3 protein-coding genes, 5 tRNA genes, 1 rRNA gene and 1 pseudogene are annotated in these 4,512 nt (G+C 40.2%); 1 reads left to right on the top strand and 9 read right to left on the bottom strand.

The features are described from left to right. From GKR71_RS07760 to GKR71_RS07740, 5 genes and pseudogenes are all read right to left on the bottom strand, one after another. Positions 1-64 (bottom strand): annotated as a pseudogene (locus GKR71_RS07760) (GTP-binding protein); the annotation flags it as partial. A 123-nt stretch (positions 65-187) separates the two neighbouring features. Next, positions 188-263: transfer RNA gene (locus GKR71_RS07755), tRNA-Thr, on the bottom strand. A gap of 6 nt (positions 264-269) precedes the next feature. Further along, positions 270-344, bottom strand: a tRNA-Gly gene (locus tag GKR71_RS07750). A 71-nt stretch (positions 345-415) separates the two neighbouring features. Beyond that, positions 416-500: transfer RNA gene (locus GKR71_RS07745), tRNA-Tyr, on the bottom strand. A 15-nt stretch (positions 501-515) separates the two neighbouring features. Continuing rightward, positions 516-591 (bottom strand) — tRNA-Thr (locus GKR71_RS07740). Positions 592-1,018: 427 nt separating this feature from the next. Between GKR71_RS07740 and coaA the strand changes: the two genes are divergently transcribed. Continuing rightward, complete coding sequence (gene coaA / locus GKR71_RS07735; protein ID WP_036950939.1) at positions 1,019-1,969, top strand: type I pantothenate kinase; 951 nt, start codon at positions 1,019-1,021, stop codon at positions 1,967-1,969. A gap of 32 nt (positions 1,970-2,001) precedes the next feature. Here the strand turns inward: coaA and birA are convergent, their stop codons facing one another. The 4 genes from birA to GKR71_RS07715 form a co-directional block, all read right to left on the bottom strand. Continuing rightward, positions 2,002-2,979, bottom strand: coding sequence for a bifunctional biotin--[acetyl-CoA-carboxylase] ligase/biotin operon repressor BirA (gene birA, locus GKR71_RS07730; protein WP_036950942.1), 978 nt, complete (start codon positions 2,977-2,979; stop codon positions 2,002-2,004). Further along, positions 2,976-4,010 carry a UDP-N-acetylmuramate dehydrogenase gene (murB, locus tag GKR71_RS07725; protein WP_036950944.1) on the bottom strand — a complete coding sequence of 345 codons (1,035 nt, stop codon included), beginning with the start codon at positions 4,008-4,010 and terminating at the stop codon, positions 2,976-2,978. The genes birA and murB overlap by 4 nt, the downstream gene beginning before the upstream one ends. A gap of 175 nt (positions 4,011-4,185) precedes the next feature. Next, positions 4,186-4,301, bottom strand: a 5S ribosomal RNA gene (gene rrf / locus GKR71_RS07720). A gap of 29 nt (positions 4,302-4,330) precedes the next feature. After that, a tRNA-Thr gene (locus GKR71_RS07715) sits at positions 4,331-4,406 on the bottom strand. Between the last annotated feature and the right edge of the window lie 106 nt (positions 4,407-4,512).

Below are 4,512 nucleotides of genomic sequence, written 5' to 3'. Positions count from 1 at the left end.
CAACGTGGCCGATTGTACCAACGTTAACGTGCGGTTTTGAACGTTCAAATTTTTCTTTAGACATTAGATTGTCCCTCTAAGACACGGAATCGGTGGTTAAACCACATCAACCAAGCAAGGATTAAATTCGCTTGTATTCTTTCTTTACAGGAGACAAAACAGGAGATAATTGAGAACATCGGGGAAGTGGTGCTGATAGGCAGATTCGAACTGCCGACCTCACCCTTACCAAGGGTGTGCTCTACCAACTGAGCTATATCAGCACATCTTGGAGCGGGCAGCGGGAATCGAACCCGCATCATCAGCTTGGAAGGCTGAGGTAATAGCCATTATACGATGCCCGCAATGAACTCGGCTACCTGAGTTATCAGCTGTTAAACTGTTTTCCGCAAAGCTTATAGAAGCTTATTGGAGATGGTGGTGGGAGAAGGATTCGAACCTTCGAAGTCTGTGACGGCAGATTTACAGTCTGCTCCCTTTGGCCGCTTGGGTATCCCACCTATCCAAATTTTTAATGGTGCCGGCACCAAGAGTCGAACTCGGGACCTACTGATTACAAGTCAGTTGCTCTACCAACTGAGCTATGCCGGCATCAAGTGCTGCGCATTCTAGGAAGAGTGAGCGCAGGTTGCAACAAAAAAATTTAATTTTTTGTTCATTTGCTCATATTTTATTCGCTTTTTGCAGTTTTGTTGATTTTTTATCTATTTTGAGATTAAAACATCAACAGCAGCCATCAACTATAATCGATTATAATCTTAGGAGTAAAGCACCGTTATCGAGTTTGGTTTCGTAAAATATAATTTTTTTATTCACTATCACAGTTTTTCCCCTATTTTTATCGTTTAGTTTTTCAGCAAAAATCCTGCTTTTTTTTGCATACGTCAAAAAAAATTCACATAAAACACAAAAAAACCTACGCCTACTTCTCTTCACTCGCTATGATGCTACCAAATTTTATGGATACAGATGCTTTTGCAGCCTGTCCAACCTGCACACAATAGGCAGATGTTGGCTTATGAAACAAAAAGAAAATTTTATGACGACACCATATTTAGAGTTCGATAGAGAGCATTGGGCCACTTTGCGTGATTCTGTACCTCTAACATTATCATCAAGTGAGCTTCTTGAACTTAAAGGTATTAATGAAGAGCTCTCCATGGATGATGTCATCGAAATTTATCTTCCTCTTTCGCGTCTGCTGAACTTTTATATAAGTTCCAATTTGCGCCGTCAGGCGGTGTTAGAGCAATTTTTAGGGACTAATGGTGCAAAGGTACCCTATATCATTGGTATCGCTGGTAGTGTTGCTGTAGGAAAAAGCACTACCGCTCGTTTGCTACAAGCGCTACTAACCCGTTGGCCAGAACATCGAAAAGTTGATTTGATTACTACCGATGGCTTTTTATATCCAAACCAAGTCTTGCGCGACAAAGATATAATGAAGAAAAAAGGTTTTCCGCAATCTTACGATATGCGGAAGTTGGTTAACTTTGTTTCTCAAATCAAGTCAGGAGCGCGCAATGTTGCAGCACCTGTTTATTCGCATTTAACATACGATATTGTTCCTGATCAGACACAAGTTATCGACCAACCTGATATTTTAATATTAGAAGGGTTAAACGTCCTGCAAAGTGATATGGACTACCCTCAAGATCCTCACCATGTCTTTGTTTCTGATTTTGTTGATTTTTCCATTTATGTTGATGCTGACCCTCAATTACTGAAGCAATGGTATATCGGACGCTTTTTGAAATTTAGGCAAGGTGCGTTTTCTGATCCCGATTCATATTTCCATAATTACTCTAAGCTCAGTGAAGAAGAAGCTATCAATGTAGCGAGTTCAATTTGGGATGAGATTAATGGTTTAAATCTTGAAGAGAATATTTTGCCGACTAAAGAACGGGCAAGTTTAATTATGACTAAGGGTGAAAATCATTCTATTAGGAATGTACGCTTAAGAAAATAATTGATAAGGCCGGTATTATCCGGCCAATTTAATTAATTTTCATTCGATCTTAATGATATTTCACCGCCAATATAGGGGATAATGTCTCCATTTTCTTTTTGTAATAACAGAGCGCCCTGCTCATTTATTCCCTTTTCAACACCTACAACAATATCATTACCAATCAATAATTTAACCTTGCGTCCTAAAAAATTATCTAATTCAAACCATCGAGACAAAAATGGTTCCAATCCTTGTTTCTCAAATATACATAATGATTCTTTTAATGAATTAATAATATTTCCAGCTAACTCATTTCTCTCAATATTTTCAATTTCATCAATTAATGCAGACCAAGCTTGATTTATTGTTTCTTCTTTTTTAATGATATTTTTACTCATACCAATATTGATACCAACACCAATAATAATATGCGCTGCATCACCAGTTTTACCGGTTAGTTCAACCAGAATTCCAGCAAGCTTCTTATCATTCATGTAGAGGTCATTAGGCCATTTAACTTTGACTTTATTTCCACATAATTTATTTAAGGTTTCAGCAATCACAATACCAACAACTAAGCTCAAACCAATCGCAGCAGCAGGACCTTGCTCTAACTTCCAATATGTTGAAAGGTAAAGGTTACATCCGAATGGCGAAATCCATTGGCGCCCGCGACGACCTCTTCCCGCACTTTGGTATTCAGCTAAGCAAGTATCCCCAGATTGCAGATGAGGGATTCGATCCAACATATATTGGTTAGTTGAATCGATAACCGGTTCAACTATAACATTAGAGTCAGTAACATACTGTTCAATGCGTTCTTTACTCAGTAGGTTAATTTGCGAAGGAAGCTGATATCCTTTGCTAGTCACTGTTTGAATATCGAGACCCCATGAGCGCAATGTTTTAATATGTTTGTTAATTGCCGCTCTCGTCATTCCTAAGCGTTCACCCAGTTGTTCTCCTGAATGAATTTGTCCATCCGCCAAAATATCGATAACCTGTAATGGAATACTCATCTCTTTCATTGTATACAGTCCATCGCATTGACCTCTCCATTTCGTCCTATAAAACGAACTTCAGGCTCCAAAAATATATCGAAATGCTGTGCAACTGTGTGGCTGACATGCTTAGCGAGCTCCACAATATCTTTTCCTGTCGCATTCTCTCTATTGATCAATACCAAAGCTTGCTGTGTATGAACTGCAGCACCACCTAGTTCATAACCTTTTAAGCCACATTGGTCAATCAACCAACCTGCCGCTAATTTCACATTTCCATCTGCCTGAGCGTATTGAGGACAATTAGGATAGCTAGCTTTGATTGTCTCCGCGAGTTCACCAGAGACGACCGGATTTTTAAAGAAACTACCAGCATTACCTGTTACAGCGGGATCCGGTAATTTACTTCTGCGAGTCGCACATACCGTATCAAACACATCAGAAGGCGTTACAGTATTAGGATCGAGCTTAGCTAAATCACCATATGTTAGCTTTGGTGACCATTCCTTAGCAAAAATCAATCCAACGCTGATAATCGCATGTGAATTCTGATATTCATGTTTAAAGATGCTGTCTCGATATCCAAAACCGCATTCTTCAGCAAGGATTCGAGTGATTCGACCTGTATTTAAGCAGAGGATATCCACATATTCACAAATATCTTTTAGCTCTAAGCCATAAGCTCCAATATTTTGTATCGGTGCAGAACCTACGCATCCAGGGATCAGCGCTAAATTCTCTGCGCCATATATTCCTTTATGAAGCAATGTTTCAAGTAGTTGATGCCAGTTTTCCCCCGCGGATGCGTGTACATGCCAAGCATCTGCAGACTCAGTAATTTCGATACCTTTAATTCTGTTTACAATGACCACACCTTCAAAGTCTTCAGTAAATAACACATTGCTTCCCCCGCCTAATAGCAGTACTGGAAGATTGCCATTTTTTGCTGTTGTCCACTGTTGGTACAGCGCATCAGCGCTTTGTACAATATTCACCTTAATAGCTTTGGCATCAATACCGAAGCTATTAAGTGATTTGAGTTCGGCGGTCAGGTTCATTACTACCTTCATTTCAAATAGTGATCTAAGATTTTATAAGTCTATCAGCCAGACCTAGCAGTGAATAGCATGTAGGCGGAAATAATATGATAAGTAAAAAATTGAGAAGAGTTTTGGAAAGTACAGATCGTTAGATAGCAAAAAGCCACCCATTGGGTGGCTTCTTATATTTAAAACCTAGCAGTTCCCTACTCTCACATGGGGAGACCCCACACTACCATCGGCGCTACGGCGTTTCACTACTGAGTTCGGCATGGGGTCAGGTGGGACCACCGCGCTATTGCCGCTAGGTAAATTCTTTTAAACTATTTTAGTATTCATGGTGCTGATACCCAGATTCGAACTGGGGACCTCACCCTTACCAAGGGTGTGCTCTACCAACTGAGCCATATCAGCAATATGGTACGGTCAGTCAGCACTGACACAACCTTAAAAATTGATGTCTGGCAGTTCCCTACTCTCACATGGGGAGACCCCACACTACCATCGGCGCTACGGCGTT

This window comes from Providencia sp. wls1922 (assembly GCF_009706505.1).
Taxonomy (GTDB): domain Bacteria; phylum Pseudomonadota; class Gammaproteobacteria; order Enterobacterales; family Enterobacteriaceae; genus Providencia; species Providencia lanzhouensis.
Note: the sequence above shows the minus strand (reverse complement) of the source record. Positions and strands in the feature narration are given on the sequence as shown.

Coding starts and splice junctions, on each gene's coding strand:
- coaA (WP_036950939.1), top strand. CDS start 1,019: ATGAAACAAAAAGAAAATTTTATGACGACACCATATTTAGAGTTCGAT.
- birA (WP_036950942.1), bottom strand. CDS start 2,979: ATGAAAGAGATGAGTATTCCATTACAGGTTATCGATATTTTGGCGGAT.
- murB (WP_036950944.1), bottom strand. CDS start 4,010: ATGAACCTGACCGCCGAACTCAAATCACTTAATAGCTTCGGTATTGAT.